The 23,013-nt window shown below is 44.8% G+C and carries 18 protein-coding genes and 1 tRNA gene; 7 read left to right on the top strand and 12 right to left on the bottom strand.

The window, feature by feature from the left end; translation table 11 throughout:
• Positions 1 to 4: 4 nt before the first annotated feature.
• From ITG12_RS20180 to ITG12_RS20195, 4 genes are all read right to left on the bottom strand, one after another.
• The gene (locus tag ITG12_RS20180) at positions 5 to 3,292 is read right to left on the bottom strand and encodes a glycoside hydrolase family 3 protein (protein WP_248875068.1); all 3,288 of its coding nucleotides are present in this window, start codon (positions 3,290 to 3,292) and stop codon (positions 5 to 7) included.
• A 653-nt stretch (positions 3,293 to 3,945) separates the two neighbouring features.
• Positions 3,946 to 4,019: transfer RNA gene (locus ITG12_RS20185), tRNA-Cys, on the bottom strand.
• 244 nt (positions 4,020 to 4,263) lie between these two features.
• A complete protein-coding gene (viaA, locus tag ITG12_RS20190; protein WP_248874891.1) occupies positions 4,264 to 5,718 on the bottom strand; it encodes an ATPase RavA stimulator ViaA in 1,455 nt (484 codons plus the stop codon).
• 9 nt (positions 5,719 to 5,727) lie between these two features.
• Positions 5,728 to 7,389 carry an ATPase RavA domain-containing protein gene (locus ITG12_RS20195; RefSeq protein ID WP_248874893.1) on the bottom strand — a complete coding sequence of 554 codons (1,662 nt, stop codon included), beginning with the start codon at positions 7,387 to 7,389 and terminating at the stop codon, positions 5,728 to 5,730.
• Between the two features lie 271 nt (positions 7,390 to 7,660).
• On the opposite strand from ITG12_RS20195, the gene ITG12_RS20200 reads away from it, so the two are divergent.
• From ITG12_RS20200 to ITG12_RS20220, 5 genes are all read left to right on the top strand, one after another.
• Positions 7,661 to 8,176 (top strand): NUDIX hydrolase, encoded by a 516-nt coding sequence (locus ITG12_RS20200; protein ID WP_038882353.1) that lies wholly within the window; start codon positions 7,661 to 7,663, stop codon positions 8,174 to 8,176.
• Positions 8,177 to 8,200: 24 nt separating this feature from the next.
• Positions 8,201 to 9,205 carry a low-specificity L-threonine aldolase gene (ltaE, locus tag ITG12_RS20205; protein ID WP_009696116.1) on the top strand — a complete coding sequence of 335 codons (1,005 nt, stop codon included), beginning with the start codon at positions 8,201 to 8,203 and terminating at the stop codon, positions 9,203 to 9,205.
• A gap of 78 nt (positions 9,206 to 9,283) precedes the next feature.
• Complete coding sequence (locus ITG12_RS20210; protein ID WP_248874895.1) at positions 9,284 to 9,610, top strand: cytochrome c; 327 nt, start codon at positions 9,284 to 9,286, stop codon at positions 9,608 to 9,610.
• A gap of 218 nt (positions 9,611 to 9,828) precedes the next feature.
• Positions 9,829 to 11,361 (top strand): putative basic amino acid antiporter YfcC, encoded by a 1,533-nt coding sequence (yfcC, locus tag ITG12_RS20215; RefSeq protein WP_248874897.1) that lies wholly within the window; start codon positions 9,829 to 9,831, stop codon positions 11,359 to 11,361.
• Between the two features lie 145 nt (positions 11,362 to 11,506).
• Positions 11,507 to 12,502, top strand: a complete 996-nt coding sequence (locus tag ITG12_RS20220; RefSeq protein WP_248874899.1) for a succinylglutamate desuccinylase/aspartoacylase family protein — start codon at positions 11,507 to 11,509, stop codon at positions 12,500 to 12,502.
• A 65-nt stretch (positions 12,503 to 12,567) separates the two neighbouring features.
• Here the strand turns inward: ITG12_RS20220 and ITG12_RS20225 are convergent, their stop codons facing one another.
• From ITG12_RS20225 to ITG12_RS20255, 7 genes are all read right to left on the bottom strand, one after another.
• Entirely contained in the window at positions 12,568 to 13,089 is a 522-nt protein-coding gene (locus tag ITG12_RS20225) for a lipocalin family protein (RefSeq protein ID WP_042606071.1), read from the bottom strand.
• 56 nt (positions 13,090 to 13,145) lie between these two features.
• Positions 13,146 to 13,673 carry a histidine phosphatase family protein gene (locus tag ITG12_RS20230; RefSeq protein ID WP_248874901.1) on the bottom strand — a complete coding sequence of 176 codons (528 nt, stop codon included), beginning with the start codon at positions 13,671 to 13,673 and terminating at the stop codon, positions 13,146 to 13,148.
• Between the two features lie 27 nt (positions 13,674 to 13,700).
• Positions 13,701 to 14,129 carry a hypothetical protein gene (locus tag ITG12_RS20235; protein WP_248874902.1) on the bottom strand — a complete coding sequence of 143 codons (429 nt, stop codon included), beginning with the start codon at positions 14,127 to 14,129 and terminating at the stop codon, positions 13,701 to 13,703.
• Complete coding sequence (locus ITG12_RS20240; RefSeq protein WP_248874904.1) at positions 14,116 to 14,769, bottom strand: amino-acid racemase; 654 nt, start codon at positions 14,767 to 14,769, stop codon at positions 14,116 to 14,118. The genes ITG12_RS20235 and ITG12_RS20240 overlap by 14 nt, the downstream gene beginning before the upstream one ends.
• A gap of 70 nt (positions 14,770 to 14,839) precedes the next feature.
• Positions 14,840 to 15,085 carry a hypothetical protein gene (locus tag ITG12_RS20245; RefSeq protein ID WP_248874906.1) on the bottom strand — a complete coding sequence of 82 codons (246 nt, stop codon included), beginning with the start codon at positions 15,083 to 15,085 and terminating at the stop codon, positions 14,840 to 14,842.
• Positions 15,086 to 15,202: 117 nt separating this feature from the next.
• Positions 15,203 to 15,745 carry a (d)CMP kinase gene (locus ITG12_RS20250; protein WP_248874908.1) on the bottom strand — a complete coding sequence of 181 codons (543 nt, stop codon included), beginning with the start codon at positions 15,743 to 15,745 and terminating at the stop codon, positions 15,203 to 15,205.
• Positions 15,746 to 16,102: 357 nt separating this feature from the next.
• Positions 16,103 to 17,788 carry an immunoglobulin-like domain-containing protein gene (locus ITG12_RS20255; RefSeq protein WP_248874910.1) on the bottom strand — a complete coding sequence of 562 codons (1,686 nt, stop codon included), beginning with the start codon at positions 17,786 to 17,788 and terminating at the stop codon, positions 16,103 to 16,105.
• 373 nt (positions 17,789 to 18,161) lie between these two features.
• Between ITG12_RS20255 and ITG12_RS20260 the strand changes: the two genes are divergently transcribed.
• On the top strand, positions 18,162 to 18,542 hold the full coding sequence (locus tag ITG12_RS20260; protein ID WP_038882362.1) for a cystatin domain-containing protein: 381 nt from the start codon (positions 18,162 to 18,164) through the stop codon (positions 18,540 to 18,542).
• Positions 18,543 to 18,668: 126 nt separating this feature from the next.
• Positions 18,669 to 19,682: an IS110 family transposase gene (locus ITG12_RS20265; RefSeq protein WP_105068206.1), complete on the top strand. Its 1,014-nt coding sequence runs from the start codon at positions 18,669 to 18,671 to the stop codon at positions 19,680 to 19,682.
• A 265-nt stretch (positions 19,683 to 19,947) separates the two neighbouring features.
• Here ITG12_RS20265 and ITG12_RS20270 read toward each other — a convergent pair whose 3' ends face one another.
• Positions 19,948 to 23,004 (bottom strand): SMC family ATPase, encoded by a 3,057-nt coding sequence (locus ITG12_RS20270; RefSeq protein ID WP_038878415.1) that lies wholly within the window; start codon positions 23,002 to 23,004, stop codon positions 19,948 to 19,950.
• Positions 23,005 to 23,013: the final 9 nt, after the last annotated feature.

Genomic DNA, 23,013 nt, shown 5'->3' on the forward strand with positions numbered 1-23,013 from the left:
CTGTTTACTTCGTGAAGTGAATATCACTGATTTCAAACTCTACGCCAGCTTGGGTATTTGCCCATGCGGGGAAGATAGTGAACGTCTTAACAGTTTGCGCCCAATACTTGTTATCGAACTTATCTCCAAATGTGGACATTGGAACCGTAACGGTAACATCAGAGTTTAGTGCAAGATTCGCAGCGGAAAGTTCCGGTACAAAAACATCTCCCGTATCGCCATCCGCATTAGCAAGTTTCAGCACTAAGCCTGTTTGATCATTATCAGGCTTTTGTGAGCCAAAGGTAGTGACATTCACTGTGAAGACTAGTGAACCCGCTTCCGCAAAGTTTTCCAAGTTTTGTGCATCAAAGTTGAAGTGCAATAATCCTTTGTAAGCCTCTGGACTAGCACTGTTATACGTGACTGTTGCCCCATCTGTTACCGGGGTTACTGTCATGTGTGTTTCCCCATCAGGAATTGGCCCCCAACCTTCAGTGGTATATTGGTCTGAAGCATTTATCTGCGCATTGAAGTCAGCGAATAGGTTATAATTGTCACCCGTTAGTGGTGGCAACGCATCTTCTAGCATGTCTTCACAACTTACCGCATCAGAAGGTAATCCTTCAGGGTTTGGAACGTAACGGATCTTACCCAAATCAAACTCCACCGCCTCCGTTGCGTACATCAAGAAAGACGTGTTCAACATTTGGAAACTCATGCCAGTATCTTTCAAGCATTGAAGCGGCACTTTGATCGTCGTCCAAGTGCTTTCTGACGGTTCTGGTAAGACTTTGTTAATGTTAACCTCACCGCGACAAGGATACTCACAGTGAGTCGATAGCACTAAGCTCTCTGGCGCTGCAGTTACCATGCGAATATCAAACTCCAAAGTCGAATCAGCATTCATGTAGCTGTTGTAATCAACACCCTTTTCATCTGGCGTTTGCATGTAAATTTGAGCGGCTGAATTGCCAACAAAATCACCAGTCTCTCCCGAGAACTTCACATTGATTGCTGACTGCTGCATGCCATCGTAGTTGATGCCTTTCGTTGTTACTGAGCCGATTGTGGTGGTGTCTTTGCTGATTTCCAGTCCAGACCAACCATTCGCACTGCCTGACATACGTGCAACAAACTCTCCTTTTGCATCTTTACCGAAGATCTCTAATGGGAACTCAGCGATGCCGTTATCTGGCTCGTCCATTCCACAGCCATAATCACGAGGATCAAGCGGGATATCGTTCAAGTCTTCATATAGAGCAGGAACTTCGGTCTGATTTGCATAGTTCAAACCATATCCATATGGGAACAACGGCTTGTGTTCGCCTTCGATATCTTGCTCAATCAACTCACCATTTATGCCATCAATTGGTGTCGTGTAGTTAGGGATATTGAGTGCCTTGCGGTTGATTGTGGTCGAACACTTCTTAGCGCCCCACGAATAAGAGAGCTTACCTTTGAAATCCGCATCATCTTTTGCGAACAACACATCAGTAATACCTAGACCTTCCGTACCCGGCAACCAAGCTGCAACGAACGCATCTGAGTTGTTGAGCTCTTCATTGACATAAAGTGGACGACCAGAGAAGAATACCGTGACCACTTTGTATCCCTGCTCTTTTAGCGCTTTTATCGTATCAAGATCCGCTTGATAAGAGGCTTTTATCTTCGAAAATTCAAGCGTTTGTGCTTTGCTGATGTCACCGAACATTTCTGCATAAGGATCTTCACCGATAACCACAAGCGCAGTAGCTTCTTCTGGTGTTGTTGCTGAAGCATCGGTAAAAACGTTTTCTTCACCAACTTCTTTCTGCATTGCCATAAGCACCGTTTGTGCATTCGGGAAGTCTTTCTCAATGGTATTGCCATCACCCTGCCAAGTAAGCGACCAACCACCTGTTTGTTTGGTGATGTCGTTGGCAGCCGAACCTGTTACCAAGAATTTCGAATCGGATTTCAAAGGTAGGATTTGGTCTTGGTTTTTAAGCAATACTAAGGATTCAGATACCGCTTGGCGTGCAATAGCAACGTGTTCTGGCGCGCTCAATACGGATTGTTCGCCTGCCAGTGAACGTTCTGAAGGCTGTGGTTTTTCCCAAAGGTTTGCACGCATTTTCACACGCAAAATACGCGTCACGGCGTCATCGATACGCGATATTGGAATGATGCCTTCGTTTACTTGGTCAATCACATTCTGATAGAACGCTTGCCAATCGTTGCGTGAAGTCACCATAAAGACATCATTACCAGCGATTACAGCTTGAGGACAATCAGCTGCGCTACAGCCGTTGATCTCGCCTTGTCCATTCCAATCGGTAACGACTAAGCCGTCAAAGCCCAATTTGCCCTTCAAGACATCAGTAATCAGGTATTGTGAGCCGTGGATTTTCTGGTTTTGCATGTAATCGCCACCATCCTCAGCACCGTCGATACCAACCATAGGATCGTAGTTGGCATCATTCCACCAAGAGTTGAACGACGACATCACCACTTGTGCGCCTGCATTCAAGCCACCGATGTAGCCCATTGCATGAATATTGCGTAGGTACTCTTCTGTGTAACGGTTCTCACCATGGTCAACACCACCCAACGTACCACCGTCACCGACCCAGTGCTTCACGTTAGAGATTACGTTAGTGTCCCCTTTTAAGCCTTCTTCACCACCTTGAATGCCTTCCACCATGCGCTTCGCATATTCATACACGATTTCTGGATCTTCCGAGTAGCCTTCATATACACGTCCCCAACGATAATCGCGTGGTGTCGCAACGGTCGGTGCGAATGTCCAATCAAGACCTGTCGCAACGACCTCTTTTGCTGTTGCTTTACCGATCTCTTCAATTAAATCTGGATTGCGAGCTGCACCTAAGCCAATGTTATGAGGAAATACCGTCGCCATGAAAACGTTGTTGTGGCCATGTACTGCATCTGTCGCCCACATAAAGGGAATTCGGAATCCTCGGTCAGCATAAGCGTCTTCCAACGCTAACCAGTATTTATCAGCTTCGTCCGCCCAATCTTGTGCGGTCGCGTATTTATCATTGTTTGGAAAACCGCCACCACCGTTTAGGATTGAGCCAAGCTTATAGGTTTTCGCCTCTTGTGGAGTGACCTCACGAAGGTCCGGTTGTACCATCTGACCGACTTTTTCTTCTAACGTCATTAATGCAAGGATACGTTGGATTTCTGCTTCCATCGCATCATCTTTTTTAATAGCACTGTCGACATCCTTCCATTCCGCAAAGTAAGGAATAGGACTGGTTGAAATGGTGTCACTGTCTGAATCATTGCAGCCTGAGATCATCGCCATTGAAACGAGAATACTGACGATTGTTTTCTTTGTTCGTAGCACGTTATTGCTCCTGAAATATTTTGTTATCCAACGGGACCACACGCCAGAGACGTGCTAGTCACCACTAATTTTTCACTACAGGGGTTTTATTTAGACTACTGAAATAAATGATAAATAATTCTGTGTTAGTCACAGAAATATGCTGATTGGATACACGCATTAGTTCATGAAACAAATAAAGATATCGTTAACAGTTTGATTGTTCGTTAAACGAGAAGGAGTAAGGCTTGTTGCACTTTTGTATGATATGCATGGTATTTCGCAGATTCATAGAAATGTGATTTGATTTCAAATCTTGAAAAAACGTATTAGTGATAGATGTTCCATATTCAACAATTTAAATTAGTGCCAAATTGCATAAGTTTGAAGCATATTCACACTATGTGGCGTTATTAATTCTTCTCGCATCTTAAGTTCACGAAGTAGCAAAGTAATAGCGTTACCACGAAACCGAGAGAACTCAGAAGTGAAGCTCTACTAAGTCGCAAAGCAGGACACATGTGAAACAGTAAAGAAAAACAAAGTAGTGATTGACGGCGGCAAAAGGAATTGATGGAACAGGAATTTTAGATACAAAAAAAGACGCCCTAGGACGTCTCTTTTTATGAATTTGGAGGCGCCTCCCGGAGTCGAACCGAGGTCCACGGATTTGCAATCCGCTGCATAGCCACTCTGCCAAGGCGCCAAATTGTTTACGCTTAAAGGCTCTGCCCCGTTGCGTTGGGTGCTACTTTACGGATTCAGGAAATATAGTCAAACAAAAATCTTTTATTTCCGCTTCGTTTGCTTTGTTTTAAACCAAACAGTCGATAATTCGATCTAATCGGTGCCTTATTACTAATGGCTTTATTGCATATCACCGAACAAAAAACGACAAAAGCGACCGCTTAAGCCGCTTTTGCTTGTCACTTTTATACTGTTCGATGGTGTTAGCCGTTTGCGACGCGTTTAAATAAGCGCCCCACTACGTTTGGATGGTAAGACCAAGTGTGGTCAAACATCGACATTAACGCTGGGTTGCCATACTTCGATAAGCTAATGGCATGAAAGCGGTTCTTTTTCGCTTTTAACGCATCGACTTTTGCAAGCAACTCATCTTGCTGTTTTGGTGCAATGAAGTCTGAGATAACAACCATGTCGGCATTTTTGTATTTGTCGCTGTTCATTAGATCAATAGATTTAATTAACGTTGGCTCCAAATCCGTCCCACCATGGAAGCTGTAAGTTAAAAAGTCAGCGGCTTCACGTAAACCATCCTGACGCGTTAGCTCGTAAGTAATGTGTTCAGTGGAGAAGATGATCACATAGCAATCTCGTTGTTCAGCCAGAGCGATTTGCATAAGTGCGTAAGCCATGGCTTTGGCACATTGCTCCGGGAATCCACTCATCGAACCTGACGCGTCAACACAAACGATAAATGGGCCTTTTTCAACGTCCACCGCTTTATGATCGGGTTTATGCGCTTTCACTTTACGTAGTGTGCGAGACTTACCTTGCGTGCGGTAGTTCATCAAGCGTTTATCAACCAAATGCTTGTAGAACACGACTTCCAGCTCTGGATACGCTAAAAACATGGTTTCGTTAGGTAGCAGTTTGTTGAGGTCGTCACTTTCATGAATACCGACGATATCGTCTGTCGCTTCGTCACTCTTTTCCTCAACCATTTGCAGCTCTTCTGCTGGTGCGCGGTTGAGGTCAGGATCATTCACTTGCCCCGCCATGCGACCAAGTTGCTCTGCGATCTCTTGCAAACCTTTGTGCTTTTTAAGGAACTCTGCGTGGCGCTTCATCACGGTTAAATCAGTTTTACTCAACTTAGCGGACGCCATATCCCACAAACGCCCAACGCTTTCTTCATCACCAGACTCCGTCACTTTATCCATGTTACGCATAGTTTCCATACGTTGATAAAGATCGTTGAGGACTTTTTCTTTGTTCTCTTCAAGCTCAGAGACTTGCGCTTGTTTGATTGCTTCTGCAAGGCTTTGATACCACTGGTCACAGAAGTAATGAGGGAACATTGGGTTGTTCACCCCCTTGTTCTTCTCCATCATGCGACGCGCTTGCATGTAAAACGCCGAGTGCCATTCAAGCTTTTTGATCACGTCATCAATTCGTTCGAAAAACTCGTCTTCATCCCAATAAATCACTTCTTGATAGAGTGCGAGTTCCTGTTGAAAACGTTCTGTCTCACAGACTTTCGTCATGCGCTTTTTCACGTTGCCACGCCATTTAAGTAGATGGTTTTTCACCGAGGATTTCATACCTCGATTTTCTGCCATCATCATGACTTGTGAGCGCGCCATTAAATCGTTAACCGCACTATCAATGATGCCTGAATCTGCCACCATAAGTGCTAAGCTGAGTCCATCTGCACCTAACATGTCGTCTCCTTAAGAGAAAAACTGATGTAAGTTTTTAAAGCGTTGAATGATCTTCTCGCTTTCACCTTGGATAGACTCAAGTCTCTGGCTCACCTGTTGCAGACTCGACTCCATTAGACGTGGTAACCCTGGATCCACGAAACTGTGAGGTAATGCGCCATGAAAGTTGGCTTTAACCTTACGCATATGATGTTCAGCTTCACTCAATTGGCTGACTGCTTTTTCGCTTTCTGCCAACCATTTTTGGTAAAGCTCAACGTCTAAACCTTGTTGAGTAACCAAGCTCACCAACACACCACGGTTTGCAATGTCACGGATCACAAGGTTGTTTGCCGCATCGACATCAAACCGCAGACGACACATATTGGTGTTTTGGTTCACATAGCCATACACATCGCCATGACCTTCTTTGATCACTCGGTCAAGCTCGTCTTTTGGTACGTATACCCAGCGGCTGTCACCCTTCTCTGATTCAGATACCGACATGTTGCTTTGCAGAATAACCAGCTTAACCAGATTCACCGCCGCGCCTACTTTGTAAGTTTTCGCTTTGGATGTATCGAAGCTCATGGTTTCTTTGCGAAGCAGTCCCGTTGCCGCTTCAGCGTTTAGCGTCATGCGATATTTGTCTTCAAGTTCATGCTGCACATCAACCAAAGTTTCACGACAGTATTCGATCTCTTGCTCTGCTTCTTGCTGATCAAAGGCATGTTTTAGTGCGAACTCTTGAATCACACTGCGAACGACATCGCGTGACTCAGGGCTATTCCATAAACAATCTTGCAGTAGCAGAAGATCAAGTGGGTTGATTTCATCACGACCATTGAAAAACGCGCTCGCTTTAAGCAATTTGACCGCTTTTTTCCAACGGCGGTCAGAAACGTACATATCTGTTAATGATGCGTCGCCAAACTCAGATTCGACTTTGGTTTCCAACATAGACTTAAGTTGGTATAGCTTTTCGAATGTATTGTCGGTGAGAGTCAGCTTATCGAGCTGTTGCTGCCAGCGGTGGTATTCTTCGTCTGTGATCGCCAAACCCTCTGGAACCTGCGCTTCTTGAGACGTACCCACTGTCAGCATGGATTTGAAGTTTTGCTTATCCTGAATGCGGTTTACAAACACGCGCACCAACATGCGGTCGTAAAGTGCGTCTAAACCACTATCTTCGTCTGGTAGTTCGTTTGATGCAGAAACCAAAAGGCGCATCGGTACACGTTCAATTTCACTGCCGTTTTTGAACGTCTTTTCGTTCACAACAGTCAAAAGCGTATTCAGAATCGCAGGACCTGCTTTCCAAATCTCATCAAGGAAAACCACCTGTGCCGTTGGTAAGTAGCCTTGAGTAAGACGGACATAACGACCGTTGTCTTTTAGCTCTTGAATGCTCAATGGACCAAACACTTCCTCTGGTGTTGAGAAGCGAGTCATTAAGTACTCAAAGTAACTACTGTTATCAAATGCTTGGATAAGACGTTTGGCGATTAAGCTTTTTGCAATACCCGGAGGACCAAGAAGGAAGACGCTCTCACCCGCTAGAGCGGCAAGAAGACAAAGTTTGATGGTGTGTTCGCGTTCGTAAACGCCGTCGGTCAGTGCTTTAGCCAGCTTGTTGATACGCTCTGAAAGAAGCGCCTTTTCTGCATTTGATGCGAAAGATGGTTGAATCATAAAAGCTCCGGCTGTTGAACTGAGGCTGTATATTTAATTTTATACATTTGTTATCACTTTGTTACAAGTGTATTTTTTAGTGAACCTCGGTTATACCAGATGCTCTTCGCGCGCGTGCGCGGGTAACCATAGTTTTCATTTATGAGACATAACTCACTGAATGTGCTGATTTCATAAGAGTATGAAACCATTTTCTACTTTTGTTTCACGCGGTTTGTGGTTAATGTGCAAGACACGTCAACACGCGGTTACCGCTAGGATCCACAACTGCATGAGCAATACAATTCATACATGGAAGCAGATTTCTCTGGTCGAAGAGGAAATCAAGCTACCAACTGGTCGGATGATCAAACATACCACTATCCAACACCCCGGTGCTGCCGTTATCTTACCTATTACTTCAGATGGCAACATCGTTCTTGTTAATCAATTCCGTCCCTCTCTTAACAAATGGCTGCTTGAATTGCCTGCTGGCACACGTGAAGGCGATGAAGATCCATTGCATTGTGCTCAAAGAGAGTTGGAAGAAGAAACAGGATACAGCGCCGAAAAGTTTACATCGCTTGGTCAAGTTACCCCTCTTGCTGGTTTCTGTGATGAAATCCAGTACTTGTTTGTTGCTGAGCAACTGAACAGGACCAATCGATACGAGTGTGACGACGATGAAGTGATTGAAGTGGTGACATTGTCACGAGAAGAACTCGAACAACAAATTATTCAAGGCATTATTACGGATGCCAAAACTATCGCTTGCCTAAGCAAAGCTCGTCTTTGCGGTTATATTTAGGTCTTTTCGACCGAGGAGAGAATTATGGACTTTCGATCAGATACCGTTACGCAACCTACCCAAGCAATGCGTGAAGCAATGTTTACCGCTCCTGTCGGCGATGATGTGTACGGTGATGACCCAACCGTTAACGAATTAGAGCAATTTGCTGCTGAGCTTGCGGGCTTTGAAGCGGCAATGTTCACAACCTCAGGCACACAAGCAAACTTACTTGGCCTAATGGCACACTGTGAGCGCGGTGACGAATACCTATGTGGGCAGCAAGCGCATAACTACAAGTACGAAGCTGGCGGTGCGGCAGTACTGGGCTCTATCCAACCTCAACCGATTGAAAACAACCCAGACGGTACTTTGCCATTCGATAAGCTAGAAGCCGCTATCAAGCCAGATGACGCGCACTTTGCACGCACTCGCCTACTTAGCTTAGAGAACACCATCAACGGTAAAGTGATTCCTCTTTCCTACCTTGCAGAGGCTCGTGAGTTTGTGAACAAACATAACTTGCAGATGCACCTAGATGGCGCTCGCGTATTCAACGCAGCTGTTGCACTTGATGTTCCAGTGAAAGAGATTGGTCAGTACTTTGATTCAATGACTATCTGTTTATCTAAAGGTTTGGCTGCCCCTGTTGGTTCGCTACTACTTGGTAGCAAAGAGTACATCGCAAAAGCACGCCGCCTAAGAAAAATGGTTGGCGGTGGTATGCGCCAAGCGGGTATTCTTGCTGCAGCCGGTAAACTAGCCCTTACCGAGCAAGTAGAACAGCTAAAACAAGACCATATCAATGCGAAAACGTTGGCGGAGGGTTTAGCGGAATTGCCTGGTTTCTCTGTTAATCCAGAGTTTGTTCAAACCAACATCGTTTTTGCCAAGCTTGATCCACAAGTGGATATCGCCGGTATCGCAGAAAAGATGAAGGAGCAAGGCATCACGATTACCCCAGGAAACCCAATCCGCTTCGTGACGCACAAAGATATTTCAGCACAAGACATCGATACCTTCCTATCTAGCCTTAAATCTCTGCTTTAACTTGATTTTGATCATTGAGCTTCCCCTAAGGGGAAGCTTTATTCTATGCGCTTTCAAGAACTACAATGAGTGCATTCAATGCTTAGATACGTGCTTCTGACATCTCTTCTTCTCTCTTCCTCTGTTGTGGCGAAACCTTTTGGTAACGTTGATAAAGGCAAACTTAAATCGCCAAGCTGTGTTTACTGTCATGGTTCGAACGACATGACGACAAACGACGCTTACCCTAACCTAGCCGGTCAGAATGCTCAGTACCTGTATGATTCTATGAAAGCCTATCAAGATGGGCTTCGCTTAGGTCCTTTGGCTGAGATGATGGCAGCCCAATTACGCATGCTAAATGATGAAGATTTGCGCGATGTTGCCGCGTTTTATTCAGAACAAACTCCTCATGCAGAAAAGTGAATAATTATGGGACTTGTGAATCGCCACAAGTCCTAACTCTGTTTTCATTCGCACAACATCTAACCAAAACAATTAACCATTAAATCATTGATAAGCGACTCAACCCTCTTCAGATCAAATTATTGATGAATTTATAGTTCATAAACTCAGTTAATATTGACTTTTTATTCTATTTTATCGATATTTCATGCTTTCTATAATTCGACGTGAAATAGGTTATGTCTCACACACACGCTCAGCCATCGGAATCGGCGGCAACCCCTAAATCATGGCAGATGCCTGATACCCTCATTTTGATCTTCATTGTTGGTATTCTTGCTGCGATTCTTACCTACTTAATCCCTGCTGGTCATTTCGATAGCCAACAGGTGACCTACATGGTCGACGGTGCAGAAAAAACTCGCACAGTTATCGACCCCTCTTCTTTCTCTTATGCAACCGACGAAAACGGTGAATTGGTTTACAACAAGGTTGGACTGTTCGCTTCAGGCGGTGGCATTGGTCTAATGAACTTTCCATTCGAAGGTCTGGTTTCAGGCTCTAAATGGGGCAGCGCGATTGGCGTTATCATGTTCATGCTGGTTATCGGTGGTGCATTTGGTGTGGTAATGCGCACAGGCACAATCGACAACGGTATCCTTCGCCTTATCGATAAGACCAAAGGCAACGAAGCGCTATTCATTCCCGTTCTGTTCTTGCTGTTCTCTTTGGGCGGCGCAGTATTTGGTATGGGTGAAGAAGCCGTTGCATTTGCGATTATTATCGCACCGCTTATGGTTCGTCTTGGCTACGATGGTATTACTACAGTAATGGTGACCTACGTTGCGACTCAGATTGGTTTTGCAACGTCTTGGATGAACCCATTCTCGGTAGCAATTGCACAAGGTATTGCCGGCATTCCTGTTCTGTCCGGTATGACTGTACGTATGGGTCTTTGGGCGGCTTTCACCGTGATTGGTATTGCTTTCACTATGATTTACGCAGCGCGTATCAAAGCAAACCCTGAGCTTTCTTACAGCCGTCGCACTGACAAATACTTCCGTCAGCAAGAGCTAGGTGACCACGATTCTCGTTGGAACCTAGGTGATACCCTAGTAATCCTTACGGTTATCGCAACGACGGTATGGGTTGTTTGGGGCGTAGTGGCTAACGCATGGTACATCCCAGAAATCGCGTCTCAATTCTTCACTATGGGTTTTGTCGTTGCGATTATCGGTACGATCTTCCGTCTGAACGGCATGACGCTAAACTGTGCGGCTGACGCATTTAAAGAAGGTGCAGCAATCATGCTTGCTCCTGCTCTATTGGTTGGTTGTGCGAAAGGTGTATTGCTTATCCTAGGTGGCGGTACTACTGACGAAGCAAGCGTACTGAACTCGATCCTGAACAGCGCTGGTGGCGTAATCAGCGGTCTTCCTGACGTTGCTGCGGCTTGGTTGATGTATGTTTTCCAATCTATCTTCAACTTCTTCGTGACTTCAGGTTCTGGTCAAGCAGCACTGACAATGCCTCTATTGTCTCCTCTTGCAGACATCGCTGGCGTTACTCGTCAGGTTGCGGTTCTAGCATTCCAACTTGGTGACGGTTTCACTAACGTTATCGTTCCAACTTCAGCGTCGCTAATGGCAACACTGGGTGTATGTCGTATCGACTGGGGTGACTGGGCGAAATTCTGCTGGCGCTTTATGCTATTACTCTTTACCCTATCGAGCATTGTCGTCGTCGCAGCTCACGTGATGGGTTTTGCGTAAACTGATTACCAATATCCCTAAGCACTTAAACGTGAAAACGTAGCTTTGGTATAAAGAATAAGGCGAGACAAAGTTCTCGCCTTTTTTAATTCAAGCCGTATGGCAAACAAGCATCAAAGTAAGATGTTTTGGAGTGACAACTTTAATGGCAACACAATTTCTGGATGACGTAATTCAAGGTCATCAAGTCATTCAATCTCTTGACGTAACAGACTTACCTGCAGGCGAGCATAAGTTTTGGTTCCGTATTGCAACCAACGCCCTATCTCAATGGCAACATTTGCCTGTGTTAGTCTTCAAGGGCGAAAAACCGGGTAAGAAAATCATGATCACAGCTGGTGTTCATGGTGACGAATACAATGGTGTTTTAGCGGCGCAAAAGACCGCTCGTGAACTGATTGGCAAAGACATCGCGGGTACTGTAACTGTCGTTCCGACCATCAACCTGACTGGTATGCTGAACCACAGCCGTGACTTCTTCTCTGCGGATCCAGATGCATCTCCTGCAAACTTAAACCGTTTCTTCCCTGGCGATGCAAATGGCAACGAAGCAAACCGCTTCCTATTTGCTTTGTGGAATAACCTTCTTAAACCGAACGCAGAACTGGCGATTGATTTGCACACTCAAACCACTGGTGCTGCTTACCCGCTGTACGTGTTTGCTGACTTCCGTCTTGAGCAATCTCTGGAAATGGCTCGCCTCATTAACCCAGATGCGATTCTTAACGATCCGGGTGACGCTGGAGTACTTGAAACCGTCTGGAACAACAGCGGCATTCCAAGCATCACCATCGAGGTGGGCATGGGTCGTTACACAGAACAAGAGCAGATCGACCGTACCGTGACTGGCATCTTCAATATCTTTGCTCGTCATGACGTAGTGACCGGTGAAGTTGCAGAGATCACGCCCTGCCTAGAAGGCAAAGACATCATCAGCATTCGCGCTGAATTAGGTGGTTTTGTATTACCACAAGTGAAGATGATGGATAAGGTAGAACAAGGTCAATTGGTTGCAATTCAATACGACAGCTTTGGTGATGAGATTCAGCGTTACACAGCGCCGACTGAAGGTACAGTGCTGAGCCACAACATTGAATCGATCCGAGCACCAGGTTCATTAGTTGTTCGATTAATTAAGTAATACAGAACTCAGTTAAATACATGCCCCACTTTTTGTGGGGCATGTTTCATTTGTCGCTGTAAGTATTACTTTGTTTGCTCTACGAGAATTAATTCGTCCGACGCAAAGCCTTTCTCTTTTGCTACTTGTTTGAAACGCTCGACCGTTGCTTTATCGACAGTTGGTGTGCGTGACAGTAACCATAGGTAGTCGTGATTGAAACCAGAGACAAACGCGTAGTCGTAGTTTTCACCTAGCTCAAATACGATGTAAGACGAATAAAACGGCCCGAAGAAAGACACTTTAAGATGCCCTGTGTTTTCACCATCGACGAAATACGCTTTGCCGTCAGCTTGCGTCCATTCTTTATCTTCTTCTGAATAGCCTCGGTTGATAACCGTTACGCCACCATCCTCACGTAACTCGTATTCAGCCGTCACATTCGATAAACCGCGCTCAAAAGAGTGATCAAGACGCGCAATTTCATACCATTTGCCTAGATATGGTTGAAGTTCAAAGTTGTTGACTGGCTCCACGCCGTCCGGTTTAGACGTACAGCCAAACAACGTTGCAAGAGACAAAAGTAAAAGTGTTTTAAGAGATTTCATACAGCAACCTGAAATTAAATTAGTGTCTGATTTTACTATAGAAGATAAAAATTCGATCAAAAATTAATGTATCGAAATTCTCCACAGGACAGTCCTACGTCTTGGAAACCTTGTAGTGCTTCAAACACATTAAAGTGGCTCACGACAACAACCTTTTGATATTGGCGGTAACGATCCAGCACCAACTCTGCCCGTGCTTTTAGCTCATCAACATGTTCGTAGTGATTATCGGTCATTGGAATACCCGCTTTTAACAGCTCTCGGTATTCGTGCCAGCGTCGGTCTCTTTCATTCAATGTAATGTAGCCACCTTCTTTGTCCGCACGCCACTCTCTCAAGTCATGCTCAACAAACAAAGGCAAATCGCGATGACGATTGAGAATTTCTGCAGTTTGAAGGGCTCTTGTATAAGGAGAGCTGATGATGATATCAGCATCGTCAAATACTGCATGATTGAGTTTTTCTTGCAGCTCGGGCAAATGCTCTCGACAGAGCGGCGCATAATCCTTCTCAAGTTGAGTCATCTGCCGCTCATCCGATAACGTAAAATCTGGCACGCCATGCCTTACAAATACAATGTCCATATTGTGGTGATCGTCCTTGTTAAATTGCTATTGAGAAATTGGAGTCAGTTTGAGATAGGAGTGCACTTCTCCATTTTTGTATTCAATCGCAGAGTGGATGGAAGGTTCACGGTTTCCCACAACAGAAAGTTCGTAAGTGTTTTCACCTTTGTAGATCGTGATATGAAGTACGCCAACTTCTAGCTCCCAATGCCCTTTGGTGTGAAGGCGTCCAAACAAGGTGTATTCATCAAGTGAACCATCTGCATGCAAATGTACCTCTGTGATGTAGCCACCCGTGCAGCTCTTGATCCAGCAACGATCACTGACTTCTTCGAGGCGTATTTCTCTTTTGCTTGCCTTCCATTTTGAGAAACGTTCCGACTCAGCAAAAGATGCTTCGATATCGGAATGTTCTTTTATGGGCGTCCCTTCAAGCTCGCGCAAGCAAAGCTGAATCCAACTAGTTATTTGCATGGAATATCCTTAAGGTTTCAATTGCCCTTTTTACGCCTAAACGTGGGCTGCTTAATACTGGAATGTCGACATCAACTAATGATGCAGCACCTAACATCGAAGCTTGTGCCAGTACGATTACGTCATAATCACGAGCCTTTTGCTTTATTACCGCTTTGATCTTGTCGTAATAGCCTTGGTTATCTTGGTCAAGAAAGCGTTCCCAAGCACCTTCAACCACAAACGTATCTAACTGACGGATACAGTTGCCCTCACTTGTCTCAAGTAACGCCAAGCTAGGTTCAATGGTTGTCGATAGTGCCGCGAGTAACAACACTCGCTCATGAGTGACAGCTTGGTCACCCATCGCTCGGTCGATACGCTGAACGTTAACACCCTCCTCTGTAAGCGACTCAGAAAAGCGACCAATTGAGGAGCAAGTACAAACCACCAAGTTTGCTTGTTCAGAAAGCTCTCGTACTTTGTCTTGTACTGATTGCTTCACCTTAGATACGTCCTCTCCATCAACCAAACGCTCCAACAAGTCAGCATCGGCAAAGTGTGCGACTTTTAAATCAGGTGCGAGCTTTGTCATCAGTTTGGAGAAAGGTGGAATGTGTACGGGTGAAGTATGAAGAAAATATAGGTCGTATGGCTTCATGCTAAGTTGTCGATTTTTATCTCAATTTCGACAACTTAGCACAAGGCGATGGGAATTAATGCGATCAGAGTTACTGTTGTGCTTCCCAAATACCAAGAAAATACTTGCCGTAAACCACTTCGGTTTGTAGATGCATAATCAGTAGAAATGCAATCAAAGCTAATATAAAGCGATTGAAATAACGGCTGACTTTGGTACGGATTTTTATATCGAATACACCGATATGAATACCAACATAGGCAAAGGGGTAAATCAACAAAACAGCGAGTAACCAACCTAGGTAGCCGGATATCGCCATTTCTTCGTAGCCGATCATAATACCTCCACAATGAAAACTACGGGAACGTGGTTAGTATTCATCATCTAACGGAGGCGGAATGTCAGGATTTACACAGCTGCGAGCCGTTGCCAAAAAGTCACTTAAATAAGTTACTTATCTATTTATAAAATTTTGAGAGCCAAGAAAATCTTGTGCCATTTTGGGCGAAGTGATGTGGATGAACTCGATAGGCGAACCTTTTAAGTCCTCTTTCAGTTTTAGATAACGCTTCCGATTCTTTCGGTAATTCTTAACCGACCACCAAATAATCGAATTCTTGCTCAAAAACGCCTTTCTAAAACTTTCTCTATTTCCAGTTCCTTCCCAGAACTCTTCTTGAGTCCATGCCCTTTTGATAGCACGGGTGAAGGAGCGATAAGTGGTGATAAAACGTGAATAATCGAGCCAGATGATGGTATCGACTCTTTGCCATTTGTATGGTTGTGTTCGGCTGTAGTTCCCGTCGAGTACCCAAGCGTCTTGCTGTGTCACGTCCACGACTTTATCAAAGAACGTCTCATCATCGAGTTCTTTCCAATCGGGAAGCCAGAACAACCTGTCCATTTCTATGTACGTGACACCTAATTTCATTGCGAGCTGCTTTGAAAACGTCGATTTACCGCTTCCGCTGCTGCCTACTACATTGATCCTTTTCATTAAATCCTCCTAGGTGACCGTACCAAATTGACAAAGAGCGACGCATTCCAACTATAGGAAAGTCTGGAAAATGCGGAGGCGGGATACTAATGATTACGCTTTAAAGTTCTAGCGTTGATTCAATGAGATGTGAAGTCACGCGTATAAAAAAGCCTCCAGTGAAGGAGGTCTATACCCAAGTGACTTCAAGGTGCTGATTCAGAGCTTTGCCATTGATTCCCTGTTTACCGAAAGTAAACAAGGAAAACAACGAAGCGGAATAACCAGCTCTTTCCAAGTTGTTTGACGCAGTAATCGGGTCAATGACACACTCCCTGAGGGCGAGTTGACTTGGGTATACCTAAACTAATGAACTAATTACAACTTATCCCATGCGTCTGACCAATAAACGGTTTCACCAGGCGCATAAGAAGGGTTTGAACACCAGCCCGTGTATGGCCACGGTTTACATTGATACAAGTTGCCATCTGAGCCTGTGACAATGTCACCTGCTTCATACGTTTTTCCAGATTCATACGGAGGGTAACTGCTGCCATCAGAAACAATCACAGTGCGTTGAGCTGTCGTAGTCTGATTTGCACTATCCGTAACTCGGTAAACCAAGTCGTAGACACCTAGCACGTTAACATCTACGCTGCCCTCTACACGAACTTGATCAGTCAAATCACCGTCTTCTGCATCCGTCGCTTTTACGCCTGCCATTGGGTCAAATGCGTCACCAAGCTGTATGGTCGTATCCGTTACACCTTCAAACTCAGGCACTAGGTTGTAAACAACAACGGTTCTGCTTTGCTTGGTTTCATTGTTGTCGCTGTCTTTTACACTGTAAACCAAAACATATGTGCCAACGGTGTTCACATCAACTGAACCTTCAACAGTAATGCTGTTAGTTAGGTCTCCATCTTCTTTGTCAGACGCGGTAACACCTGCATACGGATCAAATGAACTACCGTGATGCACGCGAATATCACTGATACCGCTAAACACCGGTTCGCCTTCAATTGGCGGGGGTGGAGTCTGACCATGGATAAACGGACCGTAATCCTTCACGAACTTTTCACCGTACGCCTGACCATTCTTGTCGGTACCCATATCCCAGTTCACCGACCATGTCATTACGCCACGAAGTGCCTGCCCTTGCGCTTTAAGTTGATCAAACGCGTCGTAAAGATCTTGAGGGTCTTGCACAAAGCCCGTTGCCGCTGCATCAATGTTAGATGGAATACCAAACACCAATTTGTCATGCGGAATTTTGTGGAAACCGCGTGTACCGTTCGATAGAGAGTCTGAAATGTAGTAAATGAATTCTTGTTTTAGCGCATCATTGTTTTGTGCAATCCAACCCACGCCTTCAACCCAAATACCGTCGCCACCTTGGTTGTAAAACTGAGGGTTGATCCAGTCATAGTACCCTTCTAATCCAGTAATATAAGGAACGTATTTGCCACCTTCTGTTAAGTATGGGAACTCAGGCGCCATCGTAATTAGGAAGTTTTTCCCCTGCTGCTGGTAGTGTTCTTTTACAAGACGAAGTGCAGCCGGGATTACAGTTTGGTTGTCTGACGCGGTTACTGCGGATTGCTCTAAGTCGATATCCAGACCATCAAAGCCGAACTTATCAGTAAGGCGGATGATCTCTTGAGCGAATGCTTGCTCATCGCCAGTTTTCAGCTCAACGTGTGCATCTGCACCACCAAGCGCAATAAGAACGGCGCGTCCTTGTTGATTTAGTGCGCCAATTTGATCAATAAATTGTTGTTCTGAAAGACCAATATTTGGATCGAGCTTGAAGGTTGGAATACGGCCTTCACTGGTATTGAACACCTTCATAAAGGAGACGTTAACCACATTGTACATAGGATCAACTTCATCCAGTGTCACACACGGTGCATTACCGCCCTTGTAGCCCGCCCCATCGCACCAGTTATGCCAATAACCGACTACGACACCACCATCTGGATTCACCATCTCATTAGCGGATGCGACGTTCGCAAGACCACTCAAACCCATTGCTACTGCTAGATATAGCGCTTTTTGCTTCATCGTGTTACCTCTCATCCATTTTGTTTCATCACAACAATCATTCAGTACTTTGTATTGGCACTTAATGAATTTCGTTTGGATTATATGGCTGAGCTAAGAAAACAGATACAGTTACAAAGTTATGTTTTTAATGTCTATTTTATAATTGTGACCTTAATTCACGACGCGAAATGAACCGTAAAGCTGCGCTCGCAATTAAGCGTGACGTTCTATCAAAATCCCACAAAAACTTAACCAATCTTCTTTTTTTGGAGCTCGCTCGCAACGATTTCATTAGGATTTAACCCTCTGCATATCAAAAGTTTGCACAACGTAGACATTGTGCTTTAACACCGAGCTTTATAATGCGTGCTTGCAAACAGAGGTTAATTTTATGAAATTAAAAACCGTGTCAGCTTGCGCAATCTTGATTCTTCTTGCTGGATGTCAGCAAAATACTCAAGATGAAGCGGCACAACCAACAACCTCGGCAGATGTATGTAATACACAAGGAAATATGCCAGGTGGGTGGAACGAATTTGATGCTACCCCAGACGCTCAAAAGGCAATGGCCTTTGTCCTAAATAAAATGGAAACTCTCTCTTCGTTTAAACAGATCTTGTCCGTTCATGCACAAATTGTGAGTGGTGTGAACTACGCGATAGAGTTTGAATTGAATGACGGTTCGGTTTGGAACGCGGTTGTTTACCGCAATCTTGATGGTGAATATGCGATTACGCAATCACCGAAAGAAGGTCGTTTCTGCGAACAATAAATGCTTCGAAACTGAAAACCCAAAAGCCCCGCTATTTTACACCGTAATCTAGCGGGGCTAATTATATGGTCCGCCTCACTCTCAAGCCCTACGCTTAGAGTAGGCTCTCAGAACGAGGTGAACCATATGTCTACCATTCACATCTTAGGTATCGATTTAGGCAAGCACTGCTTTCATGCGGTTGGCAACAATCACACTGGCAAAGACGTTATTCGCCGTAAGTTTAGTCGAAGCCAACTACTCCGTTTCTTATCTGTACTTGAACCTACCATCATCGCTTTTGAAGCCTGTGGTGGTGCTCACTGGCTTGCGAGAAAGTGTGAAGCCTATGGGCATCGCGTTCGACTTATCCCGCCTCAATATGTAAAACCTTACGTCAAAGGTAATAAGAACGACTTTATTGATGCGGCTGCGATAGCAGAAGCAGCGAGTCGACCAAGCATGAGATTTGTCTCTGCCAAGTCAGAGGAAGCTCAGGTAATCGCAGCTATCCACCGAGTGAGGGATGGTTATATCAAAGAACGAACGGCTTGTATGAGCCGAATTGGAGCAATACTACTTGAGTTTGGGCTGAGTTTTCCTAAAGGCCATGCCAAGATGAAAGCGCTATTTCAGTGGTTGGCCGAGCAAGATATAAAGTTACCACCGAGCCTGGTCGCTGAGTTGCTCTCGATTCATGAGCACTATAAATACCTAAATGAGCAAGTATCTACTCAAGATAGAAAACTGAAAGCGATTACTGAAAATAATGAAAATGCCGAACTTTTGAAGAGTATTCCTGGTATTGGTGATTTAACAGCAACGTTGTGTGTGGCCAATATCAGTTCTCCTTCAAACTTTGGTGGAGGTCGCGAGATGGCTGCATGGCTAGGACTCGTTCCAAGGCAGTATTCAACGGGTGGCAAATCAAAGTTATTAGGCATGAGTAAACGAGGGAACAAACACCTTCGCACTCTATTTATACATGGAGCGAGGTCCGTGCTATCTAGGATAGAAACAACAGGAAAAGTGTTTGGAGATTGGTTAGTCAATTTACGAGCAACAAAGCCGTTTAATGTAGTGGTAGTCGCACTTGCCAATAAGCTAGCAAGAATAGCTTGGGCGGTGTTGTACCACCGCCAAGCTTTTAAGGCTGTATAGCCATAACCAAGTTTGCAACGCCAATGAACGTGATGACAAAAACGGTCTATCGGCCAGATTAGTAACCTGATACAAAAAATAGCACCTAGTTGCTTTGGGGCTTTTAAGGATAATCTGGCGCGGATATCATCGTGGAGCGGGGAAGTTAATGTTCCCAACGTGGACTCCGAATACATTAGCGCAAACCAACTCCGTTATTACTTAATTGTAGTTGCAATAACGGGGCGGACCATACATTTTGTTTATGTACGTTTGCAGGTATTGATTAAGAATCAAATACCATCTGAGATTTCACAGAAACTGTAGAACCAAGTCGCGACGGTTCAACATCAATGCGCTGCGCCATTTGCTCTTTCAGCTCGGATACATGAGAAATCACGCCAATCATGCGACCCGTTTGTTGTAAGTCGACCAAGGTTTGAATCGCAAGATCTAAAGATTCCGGATCTAAGCTGCCAAAACCTTCATCAATAAACAGCGTATCCAAGCGAATACCGCCACTGTAAGACTGCACAACATCAGATAGACCGAGCGCTAATGCCAACGCTGCCATGAAAGATTCACCACCTGATAACGTCGCGACATCGCGCGTTTTACCTGTGTAGCTATCCTCAACCACCAAATCCAAGCCTCGTCCTGCAGCACCTTTAAAGCCTTCAGTTTTACGAGCCAAGATATAACGACCTTTACTCATCAGACTTAAACGCTGTGAGGCTTGAATCAATACATCGTCTAATAACACACCAAGGACAAATCGGTGCAGACTGATACGGCTACCCGTTTTACCGCTTGCAACGTCATACAAGGTGCCAAACACTTTGTATTCGTCTTCTAACTTAGTGTTCTTGTCATGTAACGTCGCGATGTCATTACGGACTTTCTCTAGACGTTCAAACAGAGAGCGCGTGCTATCAAGCTGATTACGCGCTTCAACGTAACTTTGCTGAATACTGTTTAACTTAACGTTAAGGTCATCTAAATCAGGCAATGCCAAGTCTTTCAATGTTGAACTCAAATCTGCCAATGTTTGTTCTAGCTTGATTTGAGTCTGTTTGAACGCATCAATTTCTTGCTGCCAAATCTGCATCGCGGCTTCATCAACTTTACTTGTTAGGAATTGCGCTTCATCCTCGAATGCGCTCGCCTGCAACGCTTGCGCCCAATCAGTTTTGGCTGTGTTCAAACGCTCTAGTGCCTCATTCAACCACTGTTGATTGGTTGTCAGTTGGCTTTCAATATTGGTCTTAGCGAGCACCGCTTGTTGCAAATGATTTTGTGCAGTCTCGAATGCGGTGTTTAACTCCTTAATCTGTTTTTGAATCGCAACAATGTCTTGCTCAAGAACTTCAAGAGATGAGTACTTGGCATCTAACGAAGCAGACAGTTTAGCCAGTTGCTCTTGGTTCACTTTTATCGTCGATTCATTCGCTGCCATCTGGTTTTGTAGATCATTGATCTTACCTTCCCCAGTAACACAACGCTGATTTAACTCATTGACGCTTTGTTCCAGCTGAACCAAGTTAATCGATGACAATTGCTGTAAACGTTCATTGAGCTGCTGCATGGACGCTTGTAACGCGCTTAAATCCATTGATGCGTTTTGGCCAAGTTCAACGGATAGTTGCTCAATCTGCTGCTTGTATTGTCCGACTGCGATATTGTGCTGCTCCAACTGATTGCTCAATTGGTTAAGTACAACTTGCCCTTCTCGCTCCGTGTTTCGAGCACACTGAACTTGCTCTTTTGTTACCTCTTCACCAACAAATTGAGCGGGTTGAGGGTGTTCTACACTACCGCACACCGGACACATTTCACCGGCTTGTAAGCGCTGAGCCAATACAGCAGCTTGAGCATTGTGCCAGCTCAATTCAAGTGTATCTGCTGAGCGTTGAAGTTCTACGTATCGCGCTTTTGCTTGGTCAACCGAAGCTTGTTTGCTAGGCGTCAATGCATCCAATTTCGCCAGCTCTTGGTTTAAGCCAGTTAGCTTCTGTAGGTCTTGCATCAAACGTTGTTGCTGTTTTATCTCAGCCTCTACACTGCCAATACTTGCAACATCGACTCGAGCTTGATCCAGTGACTTCTGACCTTGTTGCGCCTCTAGCGTTAACTTCTCTTTCAGAGCGATATATTTCTTAAGCGTTACCTCAAACTCCGACTTTTGCGTCAAACCTGCGTTAATGGCTTTCTCTAGCTCTGACTTTTCAACCAGCTTTCCTTTCATGCTTTCAAGTTGGTATTGTTGCTCTGTCAGTCTTGGCAATTGTGCCGCTTGTTCTTTCGCGGTTTGCAATGCGCCTTCTTTGGATTTTACAGCGTCATTTGCCACAGTAAGATCTTGAGAAAGCTTAGCCACCTTTTGCTCAAGTTCTTGCGTTTGCTTTGAGGCATTTTGTAACGTGACATAAGGCAACTCAACCTTGCTTGCCTTCTTCGCATTGTCTAACTGCAATTGACGTGATGAGACAGCATCGCTCTGTTCCAAATGTTGCTTCAATGCAATTTCGGCTTGCTCACGCTTTTTAAACTCATTGCTCAGCGCTTCTGCTTTTTGCAGTTCCGTTTTTACCGCATTTAATTGCGCCAGAGATTCTTGCTCTTGCTTTTGCACGGTTTCCAATTGAGCAGATAAGGCTTCACGCTGCTCTGTTAACTCCGCTTCGGAAGAAACACCAGCTACCTGCAGTGCACCTCGAATTTGGTTATCAAACTCGTCTTTGGCTTTGCTAATGGCACTCGCTTTGTCTTTCAGTGCGTATTCAATCTTCTTGTAGATATCCGTTTGGAATAGCTGACCAAAGATCTCTTCCCGCTCTTTGGACGTCGCAAGTAACAACTCTCGAAACTTACCTTGTGGCAACACCATAACTTGGCGGAACTGAGTTTCGTTCAAGCCAATAATGTTGGTCACTTCTGTCTTTACTTGCGTTGTTTTGCTAGTGATGAGCTTTTCTTCGTCCGTAATCTCATACAAAGCTGCGGTATGCTTACGCACCGTCATACCCTCACCACGCGCCTTTGGTGCTTCTTGTTCTGGTGAGCGAATCACTCGATAAGACTTGCCGTGTAAAGAGAATTCTAACGTCACTTCGGTCAATAACGTTGGCGCTGCCATATCGCAACGCATTTGAATACCTTGGCGCTCGTTACCCGTCGTTTCACCATAAAGTGCAAAACAAATCGCATCGAGAATCGAGGTTTTACCCGAACCAGTAGGACCGTTGATGAGAAACAAAGGGTTAGTTCCCAGTTTGTCGAACTCAATCGTTTCTGTTTGAGCAAACGGACCAAAAGCCTGCATTGTCAGTTTAATGGGTTTCATGTTTGGTCC

The organism is Vibrio sp. ED002, assembly GCF_023277445.1.
GTDB lineage: Bacteria > Pseudomonadota > Gammaproteobacteria > Enterobacterales > Vibrionaceae > Vibrio > Vibrio jasicida.